The 26,108-nt window shown below is 40.6% G+C and carries 23 protein-coding genes; all 23 read right to left on the minus strand.

Annotation, left to right across the window (positions count from 1 at the left end; all coding sequences use genetic code 11):
• Positions 1-164: 164 nt before the first annotated feature.
• The gene (locus RCP16_RS10420) at positions 165-818 is read right to left on the minus strand and encodes a nucleotidyltransferase family protein (RefSeq protein ID WP_308642346.1); all 654 of its coding nucleotides are present in this window, start codon (positions 816-818) and stop codon (positions 165-167) included.
• Complete coding sequence (locus RCP16_RS10425) at positions 784-1,815, minus strand: XdhC family protein (RefSeq protein ID WP_308642347.1); 1,032 nt, start codon at positions 1,813-1,815, stop codon at positions 784-786. Before RCP16_RS10425 ends, RCP16_RS10420 begins: the two co-directional genes overlap by 35 nt.
• 34 nt (positions 1,816-1,849) lie before the next feature.
• The gene (locus RCP16_RS10430) at positions 1,850-3,172 is read right to left on the minus strand and encodes a 5'-deoxyadenosine deaminase (RefSeq protein ID WP_308642348.1); all 1,323 of its coding nucleotides are present in this window, start codon (positions 3,170-3,172) and stop codon (positions 1,850-1,852) included.
• Positions 3,173-3,203: 31 nt separating this feature from the next.
• On the minus strand, positions 3,204-4,793 hold the full coding sequence (ggt, locus tag RCP16_RS10435) for a gamma-glutamyltransferase (RefSeq protein WP_442789688.1): 1,590 nt from the start codon (positions 4,791-4,793) through the stop codon (positions 3,204-3,206).
• A complete protein-coding gene (locus tag RCP16_RS10440) occupies positions 4,790-6,046 on the minus strand; it encodes a pyridoxal-phosphate-dependent aminotransferase family protein (RefSeq protein ID WP_308642349.1) in 1,257 nt (418 codons plus the stop codon). Before RCP16_RS10440 ends, ggt begins: the two co-directional genes overlap by 4 nt.
• Positions 6,033-7,307 carry an allantoate deiminase gene (gene allC, locus RCP16_RS10445; RefSeq protein ID WP_137222634.1) on the minus strand — a complete coding sequence of 425 codons (1,275 nt, stop codon included), beginning with the start codon at positions 7,305-7,307 and terminating at the stop codon, positions 6,033-6,035. Before allC ends, RCP16_RS10440 begins: the two co-directional genes overlap by 14 nt.
• A complete protein-coding gene (locus RCP16_RS10450; RefSeq protein WP_308642350.1) occupies positions 7,300-8,691 on the minus strand; it encodes an allantoinase in 1,392 nt (463 codons plus the stop codon). The genes allC and RCP16_RS10450 overlap by 8 nt, the downstream gene beginning before the upstream one ends.
• Positions 8,692-8,764: 73 nt before the next feature.
• Positions 8,765-9,115 carry a hydroxyisourate hydrolase gene (gene uraH / locus RCP16_RS10455; RefSeq protein WP_308642351.1) on the minus strand — a complete coding sequence of 117 codons (351 nt, stop codon included), beginning with the start codon at positions 9,113-9,115 and terminating at the stop codon, positions 8,765-8,767.
• An 86-nt stretch (positions 9,116-9,201) separates the two neighbouring features.
• Complete coding sequence (gene uraD, locus RCP16_RS10460) at positions 9,202-9,717, minus strand: 2-oxo-4-hydroxy-4-carboxy-5-ureidoimidazoline decarboxylase (protein WP_308642352.1); 516 nt, start codon at positions 9,715-9,717, stop codon at positions 9,202-9,204.
• Between the two features lie 282 nt (positions 9,718-9,999).
• Positions 10,000-11,592: a PucR family transcriptional regulator gene (locus tag RCP16_RS10465; RefSeq protein WP_069326350.1), complete on the minus strand. Its 1,593-nt coding sequence runs from the start codon at positions 11,590-11,592 to the stop codon at positions 10,000-10,002.
• A gap of 306 nt (positions 11,593-11,898) precedes the next feature.
• Positions 11,899-12,336: a GNAT family N-acetyltransferase gene (locus tag RCP16_RS10470; protein ID WP_069326349.1), complete on the minus strand. Its 438-nt coding sequence runs from the start codon at positions 12,334-12,336 to the stop codon at positions 11,899-11,901.
• A gap of 85 nt (positions 12,337-12,421) precedes the next feature.
• On the minus strand, positions 12,422-13,183 hold the full coding sequence (locus RCP16_RS10475; protein WP_137222622.1) for a class I SAM-dependent methyltransferase: 762 nt from the start codon (positions 13,181-13,183) through the stop codon (positions 12,422-12,424).
• Between the two features lie 164 nt (positions 13,184-13,347).
• Entirely contained in the window at positions 13,348-15,075 is a 1,728-nt protein-coding gene (locus RCP16_RS10480; protein WP_308642353.1) for an ATP-binding protein, read from the minus strand.
• Between the two features lie 28 nt (positions 15,076-15,103).
• Positions 15,104-16,198, minus strand: a complete 1,095-nt coding sequence (locus RCP16_RS10485) for a cobalamin B12-binding domain-containing protein (protein ID WP_273593689.1) — start codon at positions 16,196-16,198, stop codon at positions 15,104-15,106.
• Between the two features lie 236 nt (positions 16,199-16,434).
• Complete coding sequence (locus RCP16_RS10490; protein WP_308642354.1) at positions 16,435-16,902, minus strand: hypothetical protein; 468 nt, start codon at positions 16,900-16,902, stop codon at positions 16,435-16,437.
• Positions 16,899-18,914, minus strand: coding sequence for a S9 family peptidase (locus RCP16_RS10495; RefSeq protein WP_308642355.1), 2,016 nt, complete (start codon positions 18,912-18,914; stop codon positions 16,899-16,901). The genes RCP16_RS10490 and RCP16_RS10495 overlap by 4 nt, the downstream gene beginning before the upstream one ends.
• Positions 18,915-18,999: 85 nt before the next feature.
• Positions 19,000-19,863, minus strand: coding sequence for an ABC transporter permease (locus RCP16_RS10500; protein WP_137222612.1), 864 nt, complete (start codon positions 19,861-19,863; stop codon positions 19,000-19,002).
• Positions 19,864-19,897: 34 nt separating this feature from the next.
• A complete protein-coding gene (locus tag RCP16_RS10505) occupies positions 19,898-20,815 on the minus strand; it encodes an ABC transporter permease (RefSeq protein WP_069326344.1) in 918 nt (305 codons plus the stop codon).
• A gap of 94 nt (positions 20,816-20,909) precedes the next feature.
• Entirely contained in the window at positions 20,910-22,445 is a 1,536-nt protein-coding gene (locus tag RCP16_RS10510) for an ABC transporter substrate-binding protein (protein ID WP_308642356.1), read from the minus strand.
• Positions 22,446-22,479: 34 nt separating this feature from the next.
• Positions 22,480-23,712, minus strand: coding sequence for a M20 metallopeptidase family protein (locus RCP16_RS10515; RefSeq protein ID WP_308642357.1), 1,233 nt, complete (start codon positions 23,710-23,712; stop codon positions 22,480-22,482).
• Entirely contained in the window at positions 23,709-24,467 is a 759-nt protein-coding gene (locus RCP16_RS10520; RefSeq protein WP_308642358.1) for a FadR/GntR family transcriptional regulator, read from the minus strand. The genes RCP16_RS10515 and RCP16_RS10520 overlap by 4 nt, the downstream gene beginning before the upstream one ends.
• Positions 24,468-24,685: 218 nt before the next feature.
• Positions 24,686-25,168 (minus strand): MarR family winged helix-turn-helix transcriptional regulator, encoded by a 483-nt coding sequence (locus RCP16_RS10525; protein WP_308642359.1) that lies wholly within the window; start codon positions 25,166-25,168, stop codon positions 24,686-24,688.
• Between the two features lie 127 nt (positions 25,169-25,295).
• A complete protein-coding gene (locus RCP16_RS10530; RefSeq protein WP_069326340.1) occupies positions 25,296-25,922 on the minus strand; it encodes an FMN-dependent NADH-azoreductase in 627 nt (208 codons plus the stop codon).
• Positions 25,923-26,108 lie beyond the last annotated feature (186 nt).

The raw sequence follows: 26,108 nt of genomic DNA on the forward strand, positions 1-26,108 counted from the left end.
ATCTATCCGTTGAACAAATTTTAATGAAATCATAGATTTATGTCAATTATTCTAACCTATATTTGTGTTATACCTAAATTAAAGGCATTATTTTGTGCTTTACGCCCTTTAAATAAATAAAATACGATCTTATATGTAATATAATATAACATTAAATGAAAATATTAATATTGAGCTAGATGCTGTTGGATCTGTAGCCATGCTTCAGGTGTATCTGCATCCCAGAAGAAATGATCGGGATATCTCACGATATTGCTATAAAAATAAGGATTTGTTAGTAACTTACGAGCGCCTTGATCACCTTCCAGTTCTTCTAGATACATCCACATATGTTCAGGAAAAATAACAGGAGGCTTTATTCCTTCATGATCGGCACAAGCAATAAAATCTACATCCGGCTGATGCTGATAAATAGTCATTAGTTCAGTCAACATAGTCGATGTAATTAAAGGTTGATCACCAAGTAAAATAAGTACGGCATCTGCTGAAGATAACCGTACTTGCTTCATTCCACAACGAATCGAATACGACATTCCTAAATGTGCTTGTTCACATACTACATTTTGCATTTTAGAAGGGTATTGCTGTATCCAATCTTGAATCTCCTGTTGCCATTGTGATGAAGAATAAGGTGCTGTGACAGTGATAACCTGCTGAATCTGCTCGGTATGGAGCACAGTAGACAGTACCTTCCCTCCAATCGTCATGACAGGCGTTGCATTTTGATTAGAGGGTATAGATTCTAACGGTAGACTTAATTTGTCTTTGCCCATACGACTGCTTTTACCCGCCGTAAGCACTAATGCGGTAATGTTCATTCATAACTTCCTTTCTCGGTACAAGCACACGCCCGCGTTTGACAGCAATCAACTCGGCTACAATACTAATCGCTATTTCATCAGGGCCATCTGCTCCAATCGATAAGCCCACAGGCGAATGGAGATTAGCATAAGCAGGTAATTGATCCATCAGACGACGTGTCCGCTCTTTAGAACCCATGATTCCTAGATAAGCACAATCTTGGTCTATCATTAACTCAATCCATTCTCGTTCACGTGGGAAATTATGACTCATTAATATCACATAATCTTGTTCACCTGGCTGGATTTGTTCATACAATGATTGTGGAAATCCGACAACACAGGTCGCTCCGGGAAAACGTTCATTTGTACATAATCCTTCACGCCAGTCTCCAATCACTACGTCAAATCCAGCTACCTGTGCCAAAGAATGAACAAGTTTACTGTCATCTCCAGCACCGATCAGAATTAGACGTGGCTTAGGTCGATACGTGCGTACGAATGTATACTGCTCTTTTTGCGAAGAAGGAACTTGTACTGTACTCAAATCTGCATTATGAGCAAGCATCAACGGTTGATGAGATAACTGGTAATCAATCTGGTCGCCATTGTTTTGAAAAGAACGAGTTAATACGACGTTCTCACCTTGATCTAAGCGAGTATGCAATTCAGTAATCACATTCAAAAAGGAACCTCTGACTGGCTCTAACAAAATATTCAATAATCCGCCACAGCCAATATTTTCGCCCCAGGATAGATCATCTGCTGGTCGCATATCATATTCGACAACACAGACTTGTAAACTGTTCCAGACAGCATCGACGCGAGCTACAAGATCGCTCTCTAAGCAACCCGGGCTAATACTTCCAAATTGCTGTCCATCAGCCGTCAGAATCATGGAGACTCCTTCTTTGCGGTACGCATGTCCTTCTACATGGACAACAGTAGCCAGAACTGTACGTATGTGTTGTTGATGTTGCGATAATGCAATTGTGCACAGGTCTTTCATATCCATGAGTCTCCATCTCCTTTGAATGTAAATATGAATTTTAAATCCGTGTCATTAAACGTTTAATCGAACGATCAGACTCACGTAATACAATACTACGATCAATTGTTTTGACACGGCGATTCGCTAATACTACGCTACCATCGATAATCACAGTATCTACATTGCTACGTGTCGCAGAATAGACCACTCTGGAATAGACATCCACATCATATGAAGGAAATGTATGATAATCTTCCAGATCCAGTAGTACCATATCTGCTTTTTTACCGACTTCTAGACTACCGATTTCTTTGGCCATACCGAGTACTTCTGCGCCACCCATCGTTGCCATACGTAGCACCGTTCTAGCATCCATCACTGTAGGCCCATGAGGAACCTTTTGGATCAAAGCCGCCAGTCGCATTTCTTGGAACATATCTAGATTGTTGTTACAAGGTGCTCCATCAGCGCCAAGACCGACATGAATATGACGATTCATTAAGTCTGGAATCTCGGCAATTCCTGAAGATAACTTCAGATTGGAACCCGGACAATGCGTTACTTTAACTCCACGCTTGTATAAAATCTGCTTTTCTTCTTCGCTTAGCCAGACACAGTGTGCCAGAATGAGACGTGGATTCGCTAGACCGATATGATCGAGATAGACAATATTGCGCATGCCTCGCTCTTGTTCAACCAGTGAAATTTCGCCACGATTTTCAGAAGCATGGGTATGCACTTTAACATGATATTGTGCTGAAAGATCACGAACTTCGGTCAACAATCGTTCAGTACAAGAAACAACGAATCGTGGACAAAATGCATATTGAATACGTCCACCGCCGAATCCATTCCATTTTTCCAGTAAATCTACACTTTTTTGTAGAGATTCATCGGTATCTTCTTGTAAAGGTTCAGGTACATCGGTTCCATGATCCATCATCACTTTGCCCGAGATCACACGTAGACCACTCTGCGCCATCGCTTGAAAAGCCGAATCGGTATGATGGACGGTTTCCATATCACAAATGGTAGTCGTTCCACTGGAAATAAGTTCTCCAATACCAAGCAAAGCCGAATAGAAAATGGATTCTTCATCATGAGCCGCTTCCAGTGGCCAGATACGCTTACGCAACCAGTCCATTAGCTCCATATCATCCGCTCGTCCACGGAACAATGTCTGACACAAATGAATATGAGTCTGAATAAATCCGGGAAGCAATGTTTTGCCTTGTCCATCTATTTCTTGATCCGCATGATCGTCCAAATGAGGAGCCATTTTGACAATTTTATTATTTTCGATCAATAAATCTCCGATAAATACTTCTTCAGTGGCATTCATTGTGACCATCTGTGCTTGTCTTATCATGATGCTTCCCATGCTGCTTACCCCTCTCTGTCTCTATACCACGTTATATGCCAATCGCGATCCCATCACTACGAGGGTCAGCCGCACCGCTAAATACGCCTTGTTCACTAATCATAATCCCCTGTGCTTCGCCCATTACCGCATCATAATCACGGATCGGTTCAACGATATGACCATATGCTTCTAAACGTGAATAAATATCTTCATACGAACGACTTTCGATCTTCAACGTATCGCTCATATCGCCCCATGTTCGTCCATAAAGCCAGCGAGGTAATCCTATGGCTTGTTGGATATTAAGCTGATAATCAATCACCCCGGTCAAAATAGACAACTGTGTCTGTGGTTGCCCTTCTCCACCTTGTGTACCTAACAGCAGATAAGGCTTACCATTTTTGGTAACCATCCCGGGCATTAACGTATGGAACGTTTGTTTACGTGGCTCCAAGACATTAGGCGCACGATCATCCAGTGAAAAGAATGATCCACGATTTTGTAAAATGACTCCGCTATCTCCCGGTACATAAGCCGATCCAAAATCAAAATAAAGACTTTGAATAAACGAAACGGTATTTCCTTCATTATCTGTGACAGCCGCATAGGCTGTATCTTGACCCATCGCTGGAGACAGATGTGGAGACGCTTGTGGACGATACTGCATGTCATACCATAATTTACGAGCATAGTCTTTGGAAAGTAATTGCTCTAGCGGAATCTCTCTAAACGCAGGGTCAGTCAAATAACGATCACGATCTTGAAATGCTTTTTTGACGGTCTCAACTACAAGATGATAAAATTCAGGCGAAAAACGAGCAATCGACGATAGTTCTACATTTTCCAAAATATTGAGCATCATCAATACCGAGAATCCCTGTGTGTTCGGTGGCATTTGATAGACTTCATGCCCTCGATAAGTGGTCGAAACAGGTTCTACCCATTCGCCTTGATGGGCTGCTAGATCAGCGGTTGTGAGCACACTACCGTCTCGTTCTGTCGCTTCCCCGATCATCTGTCCGATACTGCCACGATAAAAGCATTCACTTCCTTGCTCACTAATCAATCGCAGTGTCTGAGCAAGCTTATACTGAACAACAATATCGCCTTCTACAAGTGGAATACCCTGAGGGCAAAATACGGATTGAAGATGAGAATCTTGTTGTATCCATTCCAGATCACGTATAATCCAGCGTGCTAGACTAGGTGAAGCAGGAAAGCCTTCTTCGGCATAACGTACCGCAGGAGCCATAATCTCAGCCCACGATAATCGTCCATACTTTTTCCAGACATTCTCCCAAGCATCTACCATACCCGGTACCGTTACAGCAGCCAAAGGACCACGGCTTGGAATAGAAGTATACCCTTGCTTGGTGTACCATTCAGGAGTTGCTTTAGAGGCGGAACGCCCACTTCCATTATACCCTTCAATCTTGCCTGTACGCCCATCATGAATCAGAAAAAAAGCATCTCCACCAGGTCCTGTCATATGTGGGTAAACGACACCCAGTACAGCACTTACCGCAACCGCAGCATCGAATGCATTACCACCGGACTGCAAAATAAATGCACCTGTCTGACTTGCTAAATAATGCGGTGTTGCAACCATTCCTCTACGCGATTGGGGCATAATGTTCACTGGTACGTCACCTCTTTCTGACCGGCATAGATACCAAGCGCCGCTTGTACTCCTTGTCCCGCTGGCAATGATACACCATGATGAATCAATACTGCTTCTAGAGCGCCCAAGACATGGAGTACATTTTTGCGACTACTGCTATATCCCATACTCCCAATCCGCCAGATTTTACCTTGTAATGGGCCAAATGAACTGGCGATCTCAATCCCAAAATCATGCAATAACATCGAACGTACACTTTCTCCGTCTACACCTGCTGGAATGTAAATACATGTTACTACAGGCAATCGCGCAGCATCATCACCGAATAATTCTAAGCCCATACCACGAATACCGGCTACGATCGCAGCTCCATTTTCCGCATGACGTGCAAAGCGTGCTTCAAGCCCTTCTTCTAATAAAATCCGTAATCCTTCACGTAACCCGTACAACATCGAAGTCGCTTCAGTATGATGATTAAGTCGCTTAGGACTCCAATAATCTTGCAGTTGAGCAAGGTCAAAGTAATTGCTAGCAATACGATGATGACCGGATAGGACGGCTGAAGGAATATCGCCTACAGGACGAAGTCCACGCTCAATACTTTTACGATTCTGAATCTTACGTTCCACTCGATCATTGTACGTAATCGGTGCCATACCTGAAGGGACAGACAGACACTTCTGTGTTCCCCCCATAACCGCATCCACTTTCCACTCATCGGTATAAAAAGGAACACCTCCGATGGTTGCAACCGCATCGACAATAAATAACACATCATGCTCACGGCAAAAGTGACCGATCTCTGCTAAAGGTTGCATACATCCTGTAGACGTTTCCCCATGGACCATCGCTACAATTGTAGGACGATGTTGTAAAATGGCTTGCTGTACGGTTTGAGGATTAAATACCGTTCCCCATTCGGTCTCAATTGTCACAACGTCTGCACCGCAACGCTCAGCAATTTCCGTTAATAAATGACCAAATCGTCCATAGATCGGAACCAATACTTTATCACCCGGTTCAATCAAACTAACCATAACGGCTTCGAGACCTGAGCGTGAAGTACCATCTACAGGAAAAGCCCACTGATTATCCGTTATATATAATTCACGTAACATCTCCATTGTCTCATTCATGATATCGGTAAAAGCCGGGTCAAATTGTCCCAAAATAGGCATCGACATTGCTCGCAATACACGCGGATCGACTTCGACAGGACCGGGTGTCATAATGGTGCGCGGGGGCGGAGATAAGTCTTTATAACGCTTCATGGTCTTCACCTCGATAAGCATATTGATATAGCAATTCGGTTAGCACTTTGAAGCCCTGTACGATATCAGCTTCGGCTGTATATTCCAATGGATTATGACTAATTCCTTCCCGACTAGGTACAAAAATCATAGCAGAAGGACATTCTACGCCGAAAATCTGAGCATCATGCCCTGCCCCACTCGGAAGTAACATCGATGATATGCCTGCTTGATCACATACATGTTGCAAATCATCAATCATCGCTTGATGCATTGGCACAGGTTCAGCACGTAGATGTTCTTTCCACGATAATGTTAATCCTTCTTGCTGAGCAATCGCGGAAATCTCTTCATATAAAGCATCTGTATAATCATTCAATATACGATGATCCAGATGACGAATATCCAATGTAAATGTAGTCTCGCCTGCAATCACATTTGGTACATTTGGTGAAACATGTAGACTACCTACTGTAGCTACCAGAGGATCACCCCACTCCAGTGCCGAACGTTTCACATGACTAATCATTAATGCTGCTCCTGCCAAAGTATCTCTACGCCACTGCATTGGTGTTGTTCCTGCATGATTGCTTTCACCGAGTACCTTCACTTCGATCCGGCGTTGTCCTACAATGCCTGTCACCACACCGATCTGATGGTCTGTCCGCTCCAGTACAAATCCTTGTTCAATATGAAGTTCGATATAAGCAGCAAATTCTCGTTTACACGTTGGATAGTTCGAATCAGCTCCAAATCCGGCTTGTTTCATTGCTTGTTCGAGACTGATCCCTTCCCGATCTTGCACCATAGGAACTTGATCCGCTTGATAAGATCCTGTTATATTACCTGAACCCCAATAGGTTAAAGGAAATCGGCTACCTTCTTCTTCTGCCAGTGATATGACTTCAATCGTTCGTAAAGGCTGTCCATATGTTTCTTTTAAATAAGAAAGTGCCAGCACACCGGCTACAACGCCAAGTGCACCATCGTATTTGCCTCCAAAAACAACCGTATCGATATGAGAACCCGTTACAATCGGTAATTGTTCAGCTTGTTGTCCTACTAATCGACCGCTTAGATTTCCGACTTGATCGTAAAAGGGTTCTAATCCTTGTGCTTCCATATAAGTAAATAAAGACTGTTGTGCTTCTAACCATGCAGGAGTATAAAGTAAACGTGTGACTCCGCCTTGCTCGTCAGCTCCGAATTGAGCCAGCCACTCTAACATATGGTGTAACTTTACACTGTAATTTTCGATCATAGGCGCTGCTTGCTTAGCCATGAATCACTCCTCCTGTCTGATAAGCGACAAACTGCCCTACACATGTATCTGTTAATCCTGAAGATTGGTCATAAACAATATGTCCGCGTACAATGGTTTTTTGCACTGTCGAAGAAAAAGAATATCCGATATACGGACTTTGACGATGCTTATCATAAAGATCCTCTTTGTCTAACGTATTCGGTTGATTCAGATCAACAAGCACTAGATCAGCATCTAAACCTATTTCAATCTGACCTTTAGACTGTGCCAAGCCTAACCGTTGTGCCGGATTCTTCGACAACATATTCGTTATCGCTGGCAAAGGAATCTGTCGCTGGTGATATCCTTCTTCTAACATTAATAATAATGTGCTTTGTGCTCCCGAAATACCGCCCCATGCTTCAAAAAAATTAGTGGATTGCTTCATTTCTGGAGGACAAGGCGAATGATCAGAAGCAATAATATCAATTAGTCCCAGAGATACAGCATCCCAGAGAGCAGATTGTTCTTCAGCACTCCGTAAAGGTGGAGCACACTTCGCAAGTACACCTTGATTCACCATATCTTGATCTGTTAACACTAAATAATGAGGGCACATCTCTACCGTCACATTCAGTCCTTCTTGCTTAGCGGCTGTAATGATATCAACAGCTTCACGACTACTGATATGCACAAAATGCAAAGCACAACCTGTCTGACGGCTATAATCTAGCGCACGTTGTACAGCGATGACTTCCGCAACAATCGGTCTGGAATCCAGATAATCTCTAACCCCTGTTTTCCCTTGGGCTATCGCTTGATGTGCAAGTGTAGATACCGTCGATTCATCTTCTGCATGTAATGCAAGCACATGACCTAAGCGTGCGATTTCTTTCATCCCTGCTAATAACGTATCATCATCTGCTCTTGTGAAAATCTCTTCCCCTTCGCCGCCCGGTTCTGACATAAATGCTTTGAACCCGACTATACCGCCTACAGATAGCTCTTCTAGTTGCGCTACATTGCCTTCGACCAGACCACCCCAGAGCGCATAATCAACATAAGAATGATGTTCTGCCGCTGTCTTTTTGGTAGCAAGATGTTCTGCATTTACAGTTGGAGGTACTCCATTCAGTGGCATATCGACATAAGTTGTCATTCCACCTGCGGCAAGGGCAGCCGAACCTGTCTGGAATCCTTCCCAGCTACCTAATCCGGGCTCATTAAAATGAACATGAATATCAACAGTTCCTGGTAAAATATGCAATCCTTCTGCTTGGATAACAGTAATCTCATTTCCATATGTCATAGGAGGAGTGAGCGATTGTATAGTTCCATTTCGAATACCAATATCTAGCTTCGCTACACGATCTGATAATACGACTGTTCCTCCAGCAATAATCAAATCCAGTTCTGGTTGCATGCTCTACACTCCTTTTCACTTCCCATGGGCTAACATCATGTATGTCTCTGCTATCCAGCTTATTTCAAATAGATCAACTTCCGCGATATGTACTATATCCACCGGGAGCGACCAATAATGGAATATGATAATTTTGTTCGGTATCTACAATATGGAAACGTAAAGGAACCTGTTCCCACAGTAATGTTTCTTCTGTGCTTATACCGATATCTCGATGATAATCGCCTACATAAAAAATTAATTCGTACACTCCTGCTTGTATATCTTCCCCTGATAACAATGGTTGATCGACACGTCCGTCTGCATTGGTGATTGCGGTAGCTAATAATATTTGCTTTGCACTATCATAAAGTTCCACTTTGACCCCTTGTGCGGGTATACCTTGTGCCAAATTTAATACATGCGTTGTTATTTTACCGTTCACTCACTCCACCTGCTTTCTGTATAGATTACGCTTTGTTTACGAGGTTACGTTATGGGATATGATAATGCTTATAAGAACATTTCCCATCAAAGAGTTAATCCTTGCTCCTCTGCCCACATTCGAAGTCTTAATCCTGCTATCGTATGTACTTGTCCAAGAGCAGTTTGAAATTCTTCTGTAGCTGATCTACCGGTTCGTTGACGCATGGATTCTAGAATTTGATCTGTACTTTTTCCTTTGACAGCTAAAATAAATGGAAATTGATATTGCTCGGTATAATTGCGATTGAGTTCAGCTAGCTGTTCAAATTGTTCTGCTGATAGTCCAGTCAATCCTGCTCCTGCTTGTTCCGATTGTGAATGTTCACTCATTTCTATTTTGGTTCCCAGATCTGGATGCTGTCTTAATAACGTTAACTGTGTTTCTTGACTGGATTCAGCCACTATATTTTTCATCGTATTTAACATGTCTTGTAAAGTATTGAACGGTTGATGCTCCCATGCTTGCTCTGTAATCCAAGCAGAATGTTCATATAATCCGCCAAATTGCTGTAAAAATTCTTCTTTTGACCATAACTGCCATGGTTTCTGTGTCATTTCCATTATTATTCCTCTTTTCGTTCGTTCTTTTTTATCATTTTACGTAAGGTTATTGAACATATCAACTAAACACCTGTAAATTTGTTATATAACATAACATTGAAGTGGTGTTTTGTGAATAATATAAAAAAACCCTTACCAGAAGGCAAGGGTTCATCTACATATAATGAGCAAACCTAGATATAATCAGCAAACAGAAAAAGTCTATTCTTTACGTATAGCAACCAGATAGCCATCCAAAGAAATCGGTAACCTTTATCCAATACTACCCTAATCTGCTATCGGCTAAGACTGCTGTTTATCTTTCAAAAATTTGCGGAACGTAAATACCATTTTAAGCTTGAGTAGATCATTTGTTTTTTTGAAATCCATCTGCAATAATCCACCAATCTTATCCATTCGATACGTTACTGTATTGCGATGCACATACAACTGCTTAGCCGCTTCATTAATCAATCCATCATTTTCAACAAAAGCTTCAAGGGTATTCATAAGTACCTGATTGGGATCGCTATCTTTGATCAGTAACGGTTCGAGTATCTTATGACAATACGTCTCCATAATATTCTCCGGTACATGTTGAAATACATACGCAAATTCTAATGTCTGAAATTGCAAAGCAATATGCGTCATCCCAAAGCGCTTCGCTAACTTACGTGTCTCCAATGTTTCTTGATACGCTTCACGCAATGAACTGGGTTCCGTCTTAATTTTACTAATCCAAAAGCGTGGACTGCCTCCATCATGACTAAGTGATTCCATATCTTCAAACCGATTCATCAAAAACGTAGACAACTCTTCACCATAATCACGCTCGGATGGACAAGCATAGATCGACAATATACCTTCTTCAATCCGAAAATGCTGAGAAGGAAATAACTGCATGAGCGGATTATATTGTAACTCTTGATGAATCTGTGCAAGACGCTTTTCAGAAGAAAAAGCTTGAGGTTCAAGGGTCGTTAATACACATTGATAAGGACCTGTAAATAACTGAACACCTAATCGTCCTGTACCCTCGGTAAGATCATCCAAAGACATTCGCTTGGATAGATATTGTGTAATCAGTGTACGCATCTTATCTTGCACACCTGGATTCACATGTTCACGGTAAGTAGTATCCATATGGAAGGCTAACACTTCTGCCGCTTGCTGAAATAACTCCTCTTCTTCTTTCAGAGGCATCGAGCTATCTGTGAAAACAAGCAAAAATCCATATTGCTCACTACGCTTCATAATCGGTACACGGTAACAGCTACCAAGGTTCCATTTCACACGGGTAGGTGACATTTTCCACGGCCATCCTTGCAGTACATTGTCTCCGCCTTCGCCACCATTATAGAGAATATGTCCGCGGGAGCCAATAATCGCAATCGGATATTTCAAAATATCTTCCAGTACAGCAAAAACATTTCCCTGTTGATCCTGATTAAGCGCAAACTGCATAAGACGCTTTTGCTTATGTAAAACCGATTGCAACAGTTTCGTACTCCGTTCATGTTCCGCTTGAAAAAGAGCATTCATCTGATCAGAAAAGGTAAATTGAAAAGGAAGCTCAAGCAGTGGAAATTGTAAACGATCGGCTTCATCAATGATCGCTTGTGGAATCACTTCCCAGAATCGTCCTAACTTGACTCCTAGACCTGCACAACCACGCTCATTCAATTTACGCATCAGCTTGATCGCTTCTTCTTCACTGTCTTTCATAATAAAAGCAGTTGTAAATAACATTTCTCCACTTTTGATCCAGTCGGCGATATCTGGCGCGTCCATAACATTCACTGACTTCATCAGTCGTGATGTTCCCCGGGCACCCGCAACAAGGCGCGCTTCAGATAGAGGGTACACTGCGAGCGCTTCTTGAACTGTTAATTGCATACGAGTACCTCCTATTCCGCTAACATCTCTACGAAATTCCAAATAATATTGTGATGTATTATAACATACAAATCATTTGCATTAGTATAACGATTATTTATACCTTTTCTCTTATGACTCGATCTAAACAAAAAATACACTCTTTTATCCACTATAACTTCGATCTGCATAGGGCAAGATCCAACTTAATAAGGACAAAAGAGTGTATTCAGATACAATAATCTTCTATTGCGTGAAATAAATCAAACGATATTAGTTCAGTTCAAGATCATATGATGATCCTTATTACGACTTTAACGACTGTACTTACTCATCGTCCTCTTCAACATCATAACGACAGATATAGCGTTCTGAAGCTGCATTCAATTCACCATTGCCAATAACAGTAAATCCAATATTGCGGTAAAATTCTGCACCTTCATCATCAGCTTCAGCCAATAGGACAGCAGGCTCTGCTGTTTCTAATAATTCTAGTAAAATGCCACGTCCATAGCCTTTACCACGTTCGGCTGGTGTAATCGCCAAATGACGTACACGCAATGTGTATGGTGCTTCGCCTTCTTCTGCGCAACCAATAACACCGATCCATTCGCCTTCTTCTTGGTATCCGTATAAATGCATATGATCCTGTGTACTATATTGGTGTATCACTGCTTCCAACACTTGAGGATCAGGAAACACTGCATACGATAATAATTCTTGTAATTGAGGTTGTTCTAATCTTCCATCGATCCGTTCTAACACACTGTATTCCTCCTGTACGGTTTGCTTGACTACTTCTCTATTTTACATGATGTGTCAAACCGCTACACGATTTCATTTCATATCCTTATAGATCTGTATCTTTTCCGACTTGTTCTAACACTTCAGGGTGAGGTTGTGGATCTTCTTTACAAGCAGCAAATGTGATCCAATTGCCTTGAAGTTCGATTTCTTTATTGTCTTTCGTTTCTTCGATCGCTTGTGCTACCGCTTTGCGCTCGATAATATTCCAACCTTCATAATATTGATGTAATAGACTTACCAATTGCTCTGTGGTCAAATTCAATTCAATATTACCTTCTTCTGCTTCTCCTGTCTGTTGATCGACCTGTTGGACGGAAGAAGTCATCGAAATCAGATGAATACCACCTGTACGAGTACCTGCTTGCATATTCGCAATCACTTTTTGCAAAGATTCTTCAGAAGATACATGTTCTAAGCATCCAGTAGCGATCATATAATCGTATTCTTCTTTGGCAATCTCGTAACTTTCCACATCACTGGTTACCGCTTCAATTCGATCAGCCACTTTATATTCTTCTGCATATTTTTTCAATTGATCTATCGCAGAATCTAACAAATCGACTCCAACGACCACACCGCCTTGAGTGAGTTGTTGCGCTACTGGAATCGTATGTCTACCCACCCCACAAGCCATATCAAGCACTTTAGGAGCCGGTGTATATTTTTGCAGTCGCTCTAATAACTCCATTACAATCGGTGTAGGCCCTGCCATCCATGTACCCGGTTCAAATAATTTATTTTCTTCGTAAAACTTTTCATGGTAATCGGACTCTGATTCTCTAGCTGTATCAAATGCTGCGCACATCCATATCGCCCCTTATTTCGAATTTGTATATATACCATTACCCAATTATTTATCCTTTCTAAAGGAAGCATTCAATTTATTTGTATAGACATATATGTAAAAGAAAAACCTCCAATCAAAACAAAAAACGGAACCTGCTTTGTGCAGACTCCGTTCTATCGTTTTTATTTGATTAGATGCTCTAGTTCCCGACATGCTTTCTCATAAGCAGGTACCAGTAACTGTACAAGCTCCTGAACACCTCGCAAGTCGTTTTCTTTAGCAAGACTTTCAATCTCATGCAGTAATTGTGCCATATATTGAATACCTATACTCAAGCTACCTGATTTCAATTCGTGTGCTGCTTCAGACAGTGCAGTTGCATCTTTACAAAGCACTAACTTTTGTAATCGTTCTAGCTTGTTAGGTGTCTCACTTTTGTACATTTCGATCAGTGTCCGTAATATTTCTGGATCTCCATCATCATTGAGATCTAATATTTCCTGAATAACACTCATATCTAATGCTTTTTCATGAACAATATCAGGCAGCCATTTACGCATCATTATCGTTAGACTTTCCAGATTAACAGGCTTTGTCAAAATATCATTCATACCTGCATCCAAGCATTTCTGACGATCTTCCTGACTTGTATTTCCTGTTAACGCAATGATAGGTACAGGAGAACGCATTTCTGCTGTTTCCAACTCACGTATCTTATGAGTGGCTTGCAGACCATCCATAATAGGCATACGATTATCCATTAAGATCAGATGATACGTATGGCCCAAATACTTGGATATCGCTTCTTGTCCATTACTTACCGTATGCACCTGTTCCATACCCATTTTTTTCAACTGCAATTGAATAACCTGACGATTGATCGGATTGTCTTCTACAATCAATATCGATTTATCTGTCTGCTTGTGATGCAGACTTGAAGGCAATTTCAGATGTTCGCTTTGTTGTCCACCCAAATGATTAGAGATCAATTCTGGAGTATCCGAAGAAGTTTGAACTTTTTTGAGCGGAATATCGAACCAAAAAGTTGATCCCTTATTTTCTTCACTTTTCAAATCAATCGTTCCTTCCATCAGCTCTACAAATGACTTGCATATGGAGAGCCCCAGCCCTGTTCCTTCTACATTATTTTTTCCAGGTTGATCGGCTTGTGCATAAGGCTGAAACATATTTTTTTGATTCTCTTCTGAAATGCCGATTCCGGTGTCTGTAACTTCAATGTGAAGAATCTGTGAATTTGCACTATTGTGTTTGAGTTGTATACTCACTTCGATGGTTCCTTGATTGGTAAATTTATTAGCGTTACTCAGTAGATTAAGCAAAATTTGTCTTATTCTACCTCCATCACCGATCAATTCATTTTCTACTCGATAATCGATAAAAGCAGAAATGATGTTTTGATTTTTTTGCGCTTTCGGCTGGCTTAGTCGAATAATATGATCCAATAACAATCGTAGATCAATCGGCTCTTCTTGCAGTCTCATTTTGCCTGCTTCCATTTTGGAAAGATCAAGCATATTGTTAATCATACTGAGCAGTAACTCGGCAGATTCTTGAATCAACATCACCGATTGTTTTTGCTCATCCGATAATTCAGAAGTCATCAAAATTTCTGACATTCCTATCATTCCATTCATCGGTGTGCGTATCTCATGAGTCATAATTGCCAAAAAACGAGAGCGAGCTTGATTCGCATGAATCGCTTCTTCTTTGGCTGCATTTAATTCAGCATTGGTCTTGGCTAGTTGACGTTGTAACGTAACCATTTCATTATTCATTGCCGAAAATTCAGACAGAATTTGTTCTTCTTGATATTTGCTTTTGATCATCTTATGGGAAAGATCTTCGATCGTTTTACGCAAAATCGTGATTTCTTGTTCAGCATTCGTCATTGCGTTCATCTTCCCTTCTAAAGGCTATTTAACCTTTTACCGAGGGCTGGCTGCCTGATTGGTTCAGGGCTACTAAGCTTGTCGCTACTTCAACAGCTTTATTTGCATCAGGTGCAAAACCATCTGCCCCAACTCGCTTCCACAGTTCCCTGTCAATATTAAACGGCAATCCGCCGACAATGATTTTGACATGTCTGGTTGATTCTTCAGCGCGAATTTTTTCGATCAAGTCTTGCACTAAATGAACGTGAAAGGTCATTGTTGCAGAGATAGCGATAATATCCGCTTGATGTTGCACTATCGATTGTAAAAGACTGTGATCTGGAACATTAGCACCTAGATAGTAAGTATCCCAGCCTTCCATTTCAAAAAAATCAGCCAACATGCGAATTCCGATCTCATGTTGTTCTTCTCCTACACAAGCCGCAACCAGGCGATATCGCTCTTGTCCCGCACTGATCCAATAAGGATACAGACGCGAAATAATGCTTTGAGTCGCAGCTGTGCAGAAATGTTCTTGTGCAATATTGATTTGGCTAGTCTGCCATAAACGACCGATCTCATATTGTACAGTCTGGAATATATGAATGTATATGTCTTTGATAGGAGTATCGTTTTCAAGAAGGTGTACGATCAGCGTGTAGGCTTCTTTGCGTTCTGTACGTAGTAAGCAATCTAAATATTGCTTAGCTTCTTTTCCTAATAACGAGGTTTCCACAATATACGATGATTGAAATTCAGTTGTTTGAACATGCTGTATACCCATATCCAAATAGTCAATCACATTGGACTTATGGGGATGATCAAAACTTTTTTGAAGCGCTTTTTTGATAGCATTCAAGTTCACTAATAAATCTTGTTCGGATACTCGATATCCATTTAAAAGCACTTTAAGCCATGAAATATAATTCATAAACAAACTTGGACTCTTCATCAATACACTTTCAGCTAAATAACTAAGGGTATATAAAGAATCTTGTTTGGTTCGTATTCTGCCGTTCGGTCCGAATCGTTGTATCAAATCAGGTTGCTGACGATATTGCATCTGTGTGACCTTTTCTGCAAATCGATTCGCTTCTGAGATTAACTGTTGTCCTGCTGTACCTTCTTGTTGTAGTGCCATGCGTGTGACCTCCCTGTCATAAAGACCTTACGAGGATCAATTCGCCTGCACAGATCGTAAGATGTATTTACAACTGCTGTTTATTATTCAGCTTATTGTCATATCCAGAATGTATACCTTGGTGAAATTTTCCCATAGATTGATGAATTAAGCAAGTTCTATAGGTTGCATTTTATACATAAAGCCCACTTTTAAGCCTTAGATAAATGTAAAAAAACAGAAAAAGCTGTCAAAAATCAACAGCTTTCGTTTTTTAAACGTATTTGTATAGTTGTAGAATATGAATCCGTTTGCAGTTCAGCTACCATTTCCCATTGAATACCTATTCGTTCCTCTAGCATATCCTTCTGATCTGAAGTCAATCTCAATCCAGACAACCTATTTTCATGTTGGCTATAATCTTTATGCTCTTGTAATTGAAAGCGCAATTTGAGTAAACGTTTCACTCCACCAATATGAATAAATTTGAAACGATACCCTTCAATCATTGCTCGTTCCCACGGATCGTTCATTTCAGTAGCGATATGTAGGCGATCCAGCATATCCATATTAGGATCATCTACTTTGGATACAATGGTTGCAAAGTCTTTGTGATGAATAAAATCGATCAGTTGAGCAGCAGGTATTCCACTGCTCAAACAGTTCTCAATCCACAGACCTACTGGTAATGACAACTTCACTTTTTCCAGAAATGGTTCTGTCATGGATTCACCTCTATTGGGAAATGAATATGTTGCTTCACCCAGTCGTTGACATGGCTCAGTAGATCGACACGATAGCTAGGCTTTCCGCTTTTTAACACTGTATGATTTGAATCAGGATAACGTACCATTTTGGTTTGTTTTCCTTGCCGTTTTAGAGCGGTATACAGTTGTTCGCTCTGTTCGATAGGGCAACGCATATCTTGTTCACCATGAATAATAAGCAGTGGTGTATTAATATGCTGTACATGAGCAAGAGGAGATTGCGACCATAACCGATCAAGGTCTTCCCATGGATTCCCACCTACGATCCCTTCTGTATACGAAATACCAATATCGCTAATCCCATAAAAGGATATCCAATTGGAAATACAGCGCTGTGTGACAGCCACACGAAAACGATGATCATGAGCAATAATCCAATTGACCATCAATCCTCCATAACTACCACCGCATATCCCTAATCGCTGTTCATCTAATTGAGGATGATGCTGTAATACATGATTAACAGCTTCGATAAGATCACGATAATCACCACCACCGAAATCTTGACGACATGCTTGTGCAAAATGTTGACCATATCCGAAGCTACCACGCGGATTAAGCATTAACACTGCATACCCTTGCGATACTAATGTCTGCATCTCATGGCTATACACATCAGAGACCATAGCATGAGGCCCTCCATGAATCTGTAAAATCAGTGGTATGTTATCGCTATTGTCTGTAACTTGTACAGGTTTCATCAACCATCCTTGAATCTTAATTCCGTCTTCATGGGTGTACCAAAATGATTCTGGAATAGAGACTTCATGTTGAGATAACCACAGATCTGCTGTATGTGTTAAGCGATAGGGATCACTTGATAGATGATGAGCTACTGGATCAACTGGTAATTCTACCAATTCATAAGGATGATTAGCATCTGCTATCAATGCAACAAATCGATCTCCTTGTGGAGCAACTACCAGCTGATGAATATCTTTTCCACCTGTGGTGATTGCAGTACATGTTCCTTGATTAGTGATTCGGTAAATATCTACACTTCCTTGATAGGTTCCTAGTACATAGACAGATTGTCCATTTATATCATAGATCGGTCCTGGAATAGCCGCAGCTGACTTCATATCATTCAGTATAAAATTACCGAATTGAATATCAGAGTGTGGAGTGAGCGAGTCTATCTGCCCGGTTGAACGATCCACACGGTACACTTGATTCTGAGTTCCACTTCCATATTCTCGATTATTAGCAATACATGTCCATGACTGTCCATCCGGTGCATACGCAAATTGACTGATAGTAAGGTCATGTCTGGTTTGTAATTTGGTCTGCTCAGAAGCCATATTTAAAGTATACAAATCATTATAAAAAACTAGATCCATATCGCTATATATAATAGAAGGTTTTTTTTGAGCAAGGTAACTAATTTCGGTTCCATCCGGTGACCAGACAGGATAAGAAGCATCAAATTCACCGCTTGTTAATTGCTTTATTTGACGATGTTGTAATTCTAATAAAAATAAATGTTGGTACGTTCCATTCCATAATCCAGAACCTTCTGCTTTGGGCGTCGTTCGCTCTACAATATGTCCACGATCAGGTAAATGAGCTTGCTTTTCATATTCACCTAGTACTCGGCTAGTCATAATTATAGAACGTCCATCTGGTGACCAACGGAATAATCCAATACCACGTTCCAGCTTACTGTATGGAGTCATAGATCCAGAGCTATAATCCAGTATCCACAATTGAGGTTTTTTATCGGTTTTACGAATAAAAGCTAGATATCGTCCATCTGGTGACCAGCTAGGCGCTGTATCATAATCGCCATCAGTGATCCTTTTGGTGTGTTTACGGTCTGCTGAAATATAATAAATATGCGTTTTGTACTGATTATGTTCACGATCAATGATTTTATGCATATAAGCTATAGATCCATCTGGATGAATAGAAGGATCGCTTACCCATTGATAATCGTACAAATCTTCTGGTTGTATCGCCTTTTTACTCATCACCCTAGTCTCCTTCACTTATCACGTTCTTATCTATACTTCACAATTGTTATACGGATCGTTATATTGATATTGGCAAGGGTCTTTACGATTGATCATTTGTAATTCGAGGATCTAATTTATCCCGTAACCAATCTCCAAGAAAGATAACTCCCAATACTGTAAATGTAATCGCCAATCCTGGAAAAGTAGCGACCCACCAACTGGTTGCAATATACTGTCTGCCATCACTCAGCATCCCGCCCCATGATACATCTGGTGGCTTAATCCCTAATCCGAGAAAGCTTAGCGATGCTTCCATTAGAATCGTTGTCGCTACATTCATACTGGAAATAACGATCAACGATGACATCACATTTGGTAAAATATGATGGAAAATTAAGCGACCTTGCCCTGCGCCTGCCGATTGTGCCGCTTTGACAAAATCACGTTCTTTGAGACTTAATACTTCACTACGAATGACTCTTGCATACGATACCCAGTTGGTTAATCCAATCACGATAATCAAAGTGATCAATCCCGGCTGAGTCACAGCCAGTACAACCAATGCTAATAATATCGAAGGAATCGCTAGAAAAGAATCTGCAACCCGCATAATAATGGCATTAATCCATTTCCCATAATATCCAGATAATAATCCCAGTACAGCTCCGATCATGCCGGACACCAATACTGCTCCTACACCAACAATTAAGGATACCCGAGCTCCATATACAATTCGGCTCCAGATATCGCGACCTAGATTATCTGTGCCTAACCAGTAAGTCGACTCGCCTCCATCTAACCATACCGGTGGCTTGAGTCTTTTTAAAGGAGCAACCGAAGCTGGATCATGACTCGCTAACCACGGTGCAAATAAAGCACATAATACAACCGCTACAATAATCAGCAACCCCAATGTGCCAGTTTTACTTTTTAATAACTGACGGATCATTCCTTGATCAGGCATGTCTACCCCATCCTTTCTGCCGATTGGTTCCTGATCAACTGTATCTAATACGAGGATCAAGCAGGCGATACGAAATATCAGTCAATAGATTTCCTATAATGACAATCAATGCGATCACAAATACAGAAGCCTGTACAATCGCCATATCATGCGTGTTTACTGCTGTTACTAACAATTGCCCTAGTCCTGGCCAAGCAAATACGGTTTCAGTAATCAATGTGCCACCGATCAGACTGGTAAATTGCAATCCTACAATCGTGACAACAGGAATTAAGCCATTACGAAAAGCATGCTTCATAATAATAATAAATGGACGTAACCCTTTACTCTTCGCAGTCAAAATATAATCCTGATTCAGAATTTCAAGCATACTGGAACGCACCAAGCGGGTCATCTGTGCACCAATTCCAATCCCCAGAGTAAAAGCAGGCAATAACAAATGCTCTATTCCTCCTCTACCGGAGACAGGTAAAGCACCTAACATTACTGAAAAGAATAAAATCAGCATAATCCCCATCCAAAAGTTAGGCATTGCTTTGCCAATCACAGAAATACCTGATATCAATAAGTCGGTAAATGTATTACGCTTGACCGCAGACAAAATACCGAGTGGAATCGCCATAATAATCGCAAAAATCATCGCTGCTACTGCTAATTCAAAGCTAGCGGGTAATCGTTCTAAAACCAGTGGTAAAGCAGATTCTCCATAACGAAAAGAAGTTCCAAAATCTCCTTGCAATGCGCTTCCTAGAAATGTGATGTATTGCTTATACAGTGGTTGATCCAAGCCGAGTGCCTCTGTAAGCACAGCACGATCTTCTGCTGTAGCCGTTTCCGGTAACATCAATGCTACAGGGTCACCGGTCACCCGCACTAAAATAAATACAATTAACGATACCAGTAGCAATACCGGAATCACCTGAAGCAGTGACTTTATAATATAGCCTTTCAATCCAATCACCTCCGTACCTCGTATATACTGAACTTTTGCCGATTTTTATAACAAAAAGCAGGGAAGACATATGGCTATCCCTGCTTTAATTTGTTTATCCATTTACAGGTGTAATATCATCTGCATAGAACATTTCATCACTTCTTGGCGTAAATTTCACACGGTTATCTGCTCCATAGATTCCTTCCATTTGGAACAAATACACTGCTGGGCGATCTTCTGCCAAAATCTGTTGTACCTCTTGATATTGTTTTTCACGTGATGCTGGATCCATATTTACAAGCGCATCTTGTAATAACTTTTCAACTTTAGGATTGTTATAATCTGTTTCCCCTGCTGCTTCTGTTTTGAGATAACGATTATAGTTATTGGATGCGTCAAATAATGAATTACCTATGCCGATCATAAAAATTTCTTTGAATGATTTGGAACTGTATCGTTCACTAAAAGCACTTGGTTCTAGCACTTCAAGATTCGCTTTAAACCCTGCTTCATTCAGCATAGCCGCTACCACTTCAGCATATTCTTTGTATTGAGAAGAGACCGTCATATTCAGTTCTGCTCCTGTATGACCGGATTCTTGTAATAATTGCTTCGCTTTGGCTGGATCGTATAATGTCTGTTTGTATAGTGAAGGATCTGCTCCAAAGTTACCCGGTGTAACAGATGTACGAGTCACAATCCCTGCTCCACCTGCAATACTGTCTACAATCCCTTGCTTGTCAATCGCCAAGTCAATTGCTTCACGTACTTTCGGATCAGCTGTGACTGTACCTTCTGTTTCACGCAAAATTAATTGAAGTACGCGTTGGATTGGAGCTTTAACGATTTGTTTGCCTTCTTCGCTCTGAATACGTTCTACATCGGTAGAAGGAATACCTGAAGCAATATCAATGCCTCCTGCTAACAATTCAGATACACGGGTAGAAGCTTCAGGGATTGAGCGGAATACAACCGTATCCCATTTAGGTGCTTCTCCAAAATACTTATCGTTTTTGACCAGTTCTACACGGTCATCTTTTGTCCATTTGCTGAACTTGTAAGGACCTGTCCCGACTGGACTTTTAAGAAAAGCATCGATTCCTTTTTCTTTGATATATTTTGAAGGTAGAATGCCTGCTCCCATTTTGGATAAACGATTTAATAATAGTGGATCAGGGCCATCTGTGATCATATCAACGGTGTAATCATCGACTACTTTTACTTCTTTAATAGATTTGAAATACGAGTTTTGTTTGAGCGCACTATCTTTGGCTACACGATCAATCGTGTATTTCACATCTGCGGCTGTGAACGGATCACCATTATGGAAAGTAACGCCTTCACGTAGCTTGAATCTCCATGTTGTATCGTTTACTTGTTCCCATGAAGTAGCCAGCACAGGCACTTTCTTTTGTTCATTATCATTTTTGACTAAATAATCGAACATATTGACCAGTACAGCTTCACTAGAGGTATTGTTATTGTTATGTGGATCAAAGCTTTCAATATCAGTCGCATTCCCGATCGTTAATGTTTTGCTATTCGTAGCTGAATCTGTAGATGATTCTTTGCTATTACCACACCCTGCTAATACAATCGCGACTACTAACAATAATAATCCACTGGTTATCCATGATTTTGTTTTCATTTTCTCCACTCCACCCTTTTAAATCGTACTTTTGTTATTGATGCGTGTGACGGATCGGTTGATCCAAATAATGTAATGCCATAGCAGACAACATCGCTACACCATAAGGAAGTGCAGATTCATCAAGATCGAACATGGGATGATGCAATGGATATGAAGTCTCAAGTTGTCCATTACTTGTCCCTAAACGGAAAAACACAGCAGGTACTTGTTCAGCATAAAAAGCAAAGTCTTCGCCACCTGTAGAAGGTCGAGTATATTGCCACTCCGGCCCTTCTGCCATCAGATCGCAAGTAGCAGTCAAAAAATCAACCATTTGATTATCATTTTTGACGACAGGATAATTCATTTGGTAATCGAGTTCGTAATCAGCTCCAAAGGAACCTACAATCCCTTCAATAACCTGCTTAATCTTCGTAGGCATTTGCTGACGGATATCCGCAGATAATGTGCGTACTGTGCCTACCATTTCAACTTCAGAAGCAATCGAAGCTGCCATTGTTCCTCCTCGAATCTGTCCGATACTGACAACAGCTGTTTCTAATGGATCGATCATTCGACTGGTAACATGTTGCAGGGCAGAAATGACTTGTGCTGATACGGCTATCGCATCAATACCTTCATGCGGACGTGCTCCATGTCCTCCTTTACCAATAATACGAAGTGTGAAAAAGTCAGCTGAAGCAAAAGCGACTCCTTTACAAACAGATACTTCACCGATCTGCAAACTCGGATAAACATGTAAGCCTGTCATTGCATCCACATGAGGATGCTCCAGTACCCCATCTTTGATCATGGCATCGGCTCCGGCTAGCCCTTCTTCCGCCGGTTGAAAAACGAATTTAATATTACCGGATATCGGTCTACCCAGACTACTTAGTAATTGAGCTGCACCCATTAAAATGGTTGTATGTGCATCATGACCGCACAGATGAGCTTTACCGGCGGTTTGCGAAGCATAGCTCGTATCTTTGGCATCTTGTATCGGTAAAGCATCCATATCTGCTCGAAGTGCAATTGTTGGTCCGGGTTCTATACCACGCAACAGTCCGACAACACCTGTTTTGCCTATACCCGTCTGCACTTCAAGCCCTAGACTTTGTAAATGCTCTGCTACAATCGCTGAGGTTCGAACTTCCTCATAACCAATCTCAGGATGTCTATGTAGATCACGTCGCCATGTAGTTAATTTTTCTTGCATAGACTGCGCAGCAGGTAATAACTGCGACAGTCTCACTTGTATCCCTTGCGGATCAGAATGATTCATAAGGATTCACTCTCCTTTTCTTGAGTTCGGATATCATGATCAAATACTCGATGATAGATCGAAGAGGCAGACTGTTCAATATGTTGACGCATCAATATTCGAGAGTGTTCACCATCATGTGCACGCAGTACATCTAACAATTCAAAATGGCTATCTGAATTGCGTACCCGTACTTCTTGACTATAAGGCATAAGATCAAGTGCAGGATTGATCTTGGTACGAATCTCTCGTACTGCTTTTTCAAAATAAGCATTATCAGATGCTTTGGCAATCATCAGGTGAAACTTCACATCCAGCGCACGAAATAACTCGCGTGAACAATCTTGTTCAATACTCATCTCTAGATACTGCTGTAGTTGATGTAACTGTTCGACTTGAATATGCTGTGCAGCTAGAAAAGCAGCTTCTGGTTCAATAATCAGACGGTATTCAAATACTTTGCTCCATGACTCCCAATTACTCGCAATCTGTTCACGGTGACGATGATGAGAATTGAGCGTTAAAGGTAAAACAAAGGTTCCTCCTTTAGCCCCGACACGCTTTTCAATCAATCCCTCTTCTTCTAATCGAGAAAGAGCTTCACGTACCGCTAATCGGCTAGCATTGAACATAACCGCCATATCTCGTTCATTGGGAAGTTGTTCTTCAGGTAGTAATTCTTTTAAAATAATTGATTCTTCTAATTGGTCGAAAATAAAATCACTAACTTTTTTAGGAGAAACTTTCTCAAATTGTTGTGGAAAATAAGTTCGCATGTCTTCCTCCTGATTTAAAAAGTAATGAGGATATAGTTGTTAATTGTTCTACTTGAATGGTATAAGGTACGAACTTTAGACCATTTAATAAGGCGACAAAAAATGACTTTTATTTAATATACTCTCTGTTGGAACAGAGGTCAACGATTATTCATACCAAAACGATAGGTTTTATCAATTTCAAATAAAAAAAGCCTAATCAGTGGTATAATCACTGATTAGACTTCTTTGTTTGCGGCAGCATATCCTAGCTTTTTGAGTAATGGAATAATATCTAATTTCTCATCATGATTTAATCCTTGCGTAGCTTTGATAATAGCTTGTTTGTGACCTGTAAAAATGCTTTCAAAAAATTGATTGCCTTCTTCAGTTAGCTCTGCAAAAATAACACGACGGTCATTATCACAAGCACGACGGCATAACATATTTTTCTTTTCTAACTTGTCGACCACATACGTGATATTCCCGCTAGAAATCAGTACTTTTTGCCCTATTTTCTGCAATGGCTGTGGATTCTCGCTGTGATACAAAAAGTCCAATACACCAAATTCAGTCGGGTTCAGACCATAACTTTGAATATCATCATTCACCTGATTCATCACAGCCTGATAAGCACGTGACAATATAATTAACAAATGAAGAGATTCTTTTTCTCCATCATTTTCCATATCTGGATTCGGTTGAATCGACGAGTGTTTCATCTATGAAACCTCCTAACTATCATAATCGTTATATTCTAAACATATAGCGCCTGCGATGTTTTTCATTTAAATTCAGAAAAATATACGCAGACGCTTTATGATTTTATTTCAATAAAATACGTTTAAATTAGAAGCTTTGCGCAACTGTTGCTGCATTTTGAAGACCATCAGCAACGATTTGTTGTGAACGATCCGGGAATGCATTGTGACCTTCGATGATGAATTTCTCAACATCTGTAATACCCCAGAAGCCAAGCAATGTTTGTACATAACGTACAGCCAATTCGATATCAGCGCCAGGACCTTCAGAATATACGCCACCACTAGCGTGTAACAACATTACTTTTTTACCGCCAGCAAGTCCTACAGGACCTTCAGCAGTATATTTGAACGTTTTGCCAGCTTGAGACAAGTAGTCGAAGTAGCTATGCAATACAGCAGGAACAGCAAAGTTCCACAATGGGAATGCAATAACCACTTTATCAGCACCCAAAAATTGAGTTAAGTATTTGTTTACACGGTCAACAGCCGCTTGCTCTTCAGCAGATACTTCCATACCTTGAGAAGCTTTGAAGTTAGCACCTAGAACAAATGCATCATAGTAAGGAATATTTTCAGCAAATAAATCAAGTTCTACCACTTCGTCTTGTGGATGAGAAGTTTTGTAGCTGTTTAGGAATGCTTCGTATAGTTGTACGCTGACTGCTTGATCAGCAGGACGGTTATTCGCTTTAACAAAAAGAACTTTAGACATGGATGAAATCTCTCCTTTTATTTGGATACTGTAATAGTATCAATTCATAAATCTTAATTTAAAGATAATATATAAATACACTTTTGTCAACTATAAATTATATAGTGTACTGATAGCAGTTAAACTAAAAGCAACTATCTGATCACTTCCTCTATCAGACAGTTTCTTTTAGTTTTTAGCTTGCTT

The organism is Paenibacillus nuruki, from assembly GCF_963311185.1.
GTDB classification, from domain to species: domain Bacteria; phylum Bacillota; class Bacilli; order Paenibacillales; family Paenibacillaceae; genus Saccharibacillus; species Saccharibacillus nuruki.

Bases quoted from the DNA above. Each gene is read 5' to 3' on its own strand.
- RCP16_RS10515 (WP_308642357.1), bottom strand. From the start codon at position 23,712: ATGAATCATTCTGATCCGCAAGGGATACAAGTGAGACTGTCGCAGTTA.
- RCP16_RS10465 (WP_069326350.1), bottom strand. From the start codon at position 11,592: ATGCAATTAACAGTTCAAGAAGCGCTCGCAGTGTACCCTCTATCTGAA.
- RCP16_RS10440 (WP_308642349.1), bottom strand. From the start codon at position 6,046: ATGAAGCGTTATAAAGACTTATCTCCGCCCCCGCGCACCATTATGACA.
- RCP16_RS10500 (WP_137222612.1), bottom strand. From the start codon at position 19,863: ATGCCTGATCAAGGAATGATCCGTCAGTTATTAAAAAGTAAAACTGGC.
- RCP16_RS10490 (WP_308642354.1), bottom strand. From the start codon at position 16,902: ATGACAGAACCATTTCTGGAAAAAGTGAAGTTGTCATTACCAGTAGGT.
- RCP16_RS10495 (WP_308642355.1), bottom strand. From the start codon at position 18,914: ATGAGTAAAAAGGCGATACAACCAGAAGATTTGTACGATTATCAATGG.
- RCP16_RS10510 (WP_308642356.1), bottom strand. From the start codon at position 22,445: ATGAAAACAAAATCATGGATAACCAGTGGATTATTATTGTTAGTAGTC.
- RCP16_RS10520 (WP_308642358.1), bottom strand. From the start codon at position 24,467: ATGCGAACTTATTTTCCACAACAATTTGAGAAAGTTTCTCCTAAAAAA.
- allC (WP_137222634.1), bottom strand. From the start codon at position 7,307: ATGGCTAAGCAAGCAGCGCCTATGATCGAAAATTACAGTGTAAAGTTA.
- RCP16_RS10530 (WP_069326340.1), bottom strand. From the start codon at position 25,922: ATGTCTAAAGTTCTTTTTGTTAAAGCGAATAACCGTCCTGCTGATCAA.
- RCP16_RS10480 (WP_308642353.1), bottom strand. From the start codon at position 15,075: ATGACGAATGCTGAACAAGAAATCACGATTTTGCGTAAAACGATCGAA.
- RCP16_RS10450 (WP_308642350.1), bottom strand. From the start codon at position 8,691: ATGCAACCAGAACTGGATTTGATTATTGCTGGAGGAACAGTCGTATTA.
- RCP16_RS10425 (WP_308642347.1), bottom strand. From the start codon at position 1,815: ATGGATATGAAAGACCTGTGCACAATTGCATTATCGCAACATCAACAA.
- RCP16_RS10475 (WP_137222622.1), bottom strand. From the start codon at position 13,183: ATGTGCGCAGCATTTGATACAGCTAGAGAATCAGAGTCCGATTACCAT.
- uraD (WP_308642352.1), bottom strand. From the start codon at position 9,717: ATGGAAATGACACAGAAACCATGGCAGTTATGGTCAAAAGAAGAATTT.
- RCP16_RS10430 (WP_308642348.1), bottom strand. From the start codon at position 3,172: ATGGGAAGCATCATGATAAGACAAGCACAGATGGTCACAATGAATGCC.
- RCP16_RS10420 (WP_308642346.1), bottom strand. From the start codon at position 818: ATGAACATTACCGCATTAGTGCTTACGGCGGGTAAAAGCAGTCGTATG.
- RCP16_RS10525 (WP_308642359.1), bottom strand. From the start codon at position 25,168: ATGAAACACTCGTCGATTCAACCGAATCCAGATATGGAAAATGATGGA.
- RCP16_RS10485 (WP_273593689.1), bottom strand. From the start codon at position 16,198: ATGGCACTACAACAAGAAGGTACAGCAGGACAACAGTTAATCTCAGAA.